We start from the raw sequence: 1,625 nt of genomic DNA, 5'->3' as shown, positions 1-1,625 counted from the left end.
GTGGGTGTACGGCGCGCCCGAACCGGTGCATGACGTCGACTTCGTCGTCGCCGAACCCGATGTCGAGGCGGCCGCGGAAACCCTGTCGCTAGCCGGCTTCAGCATCGAAAGGACGCCGGAGGCCTGGTTGTTCAAGGCAAGTGTCGATGGCGCCGTCGTCGATGTGTTGCATCGAGTCAACGGAGTCGCCGTCGACGCCGACCTGATCCATTCGGGCGAGTCCCGAGAGGTGTTGGCCGTCCGGATGCCGGTGTTGTCCCCGACGCAGGTGCTGATCCAGAAGCTGTTGGCGCTGCACGAGCACCACTGCGATTTCGGGCCGCTGCTGCCGGCAGCCCGCGCGATCCGCGAGCAAGTCGACTGGAATGAGGTCCGCGCGGCCACCGCCGACAATGATTTCGCGACCGCGTTTTTGCTGCTCGTCGATCGGCTTGGTATTACCGCCTGAGCGGCGAAGCCGCACGTCGCAGCCTTGCGCTCACCGCCCTTGCGGCGGCGATCAGCTCCGGCGGTTCCAGTACCTCGAACGCAGCGCCCGTCATGGCGAAGTACAGCACCATCCGTTCCGGGTCGTCGCCGCCCGCGGTAACCACGCAGGCATTGTCGCCATCGCGTTCCACACTTGCGGAAGCAGGCGAAAAGTACTGGGCCACAGCCTCTTCCGGCATGCTGTAGCGCACTCGTGCCAGGTAGCGGTACGGCGAGCCGCTGATCGCCCTCCGCACATATGAGGCGGCGTCCGGTGCCGGCCGCGGTGTGAACGTGGAGCCCCGTGCGCGCACCGCGGTCATCCGGTCGAGCCGCAGACTGCGCCAGTCGGTTCGGTCGCGGTCGTAGGCGAGCAGATACCAGCGCCGGCCGGTGGTCACCAACTGGTAGGGCTCCAGCCGTCGCTGGGTATTCGCGCCGACGCGGTCGGTGTAGTCGGCCTCGACATGCTCGTGGTCGCGGCACGCCCGGGCCAGCGTCATCAACACCTCCGGCGCCACCGGCGACTCCGCCTCGGGTGCAAGCGTGACCGTCGCCTCATGCACCGCCGAGACCTGCGATCGCAGCCGCGCCGGCATCACCTGATCGAGCTTGCTCAACATCCGCACCGCCGATTCGGCCACGCCGGCCACGCTGCCGCCGGCGGCCAGCCGCAGACACACCGCCATCGCCACCGCCTCGTCCGCATCGAGCAGCAACGGCGGCAGCGCTGCGCCGGCGCCAAGTTGATAGCCGCCGCCGTGGCCCTTGCTGGCTCGCACCGGATAGCCCAGGTCGCGTAACCGCTCGACATCACGCCGCACGCTGCGGGTGGTGACGGCCAGCCGCTCCGCCAGCTCGTCTCCCGTCCACACCCGCCGCGACTGCAGTAGGCCCAGCAATTGCAGCACCCGCCCGGTCGTTTCCGCCATGGCACCACTGTGCCGTAGTTATAGGACAGAAACTGTCCGGTATTGCTGAAAGGCTCGTCCAAATCGAATAGAAAGGACTTCTAATGCCCGCCCTCGCTCCCCCAGTCACCGACGAACGCAGCGCGTTGCGCGAATACCTCGCCTACCACCAGAGCGCATATTTCGCGGTGGCCCACGGCCTGACCGACGAACAGGCCCGCTCCCAACCGACAGTGAGCGCATTGT

At 67.3% G+C, this 1,625-nt stretch carries 2 protein-coding genes; one reads left to right on the top strand and one right to left on the bottom strand.

All coding sequences use genetic code 11. The features are described 5' to 3' along the window. The coding region (locus WBF82_RS17800) for a hypothetical protein (RefSeq protein WP_424384284.1) at nucleotides 1–448 on the top strand (448 nt) is incomplete at its 5' end. Here the strand turns inward: WBF82_RS17800 and WBF82_RS17795 are convergent. Then, nucleotides 438–1,400, bottom strand: a complete 963-nt coding sequence (locus WBF82_RS17795) for a helix-turn-helix transcriptional regulator (RefSeq protein ID WP_424384283.1) — start codon at nucleotides 1,398–1,400, stop codon at nucleotides 438–440. The genes WBF82_RS17800 and WBF82_RS17795 overlap by 11 nt on opposite strands. Between the last annotated feature and the right edge of the window lie 225 nt (nucleotides 1,401–1,625).

Origin of the sequence: Mycobacterium sp. (assembly GCF_049673265.1) — a bacterium.
Taxonomy (GTDB): Bacteria; Actinomycetota; Actinomycetes; order Mycobacteriales; family Mycobacteriaceae; genus Mycobacterium.
Note: the sequence above shows the minus strand (reverse complement) of the source record. Positions and strands in the feature narration are given on the sequence as shown.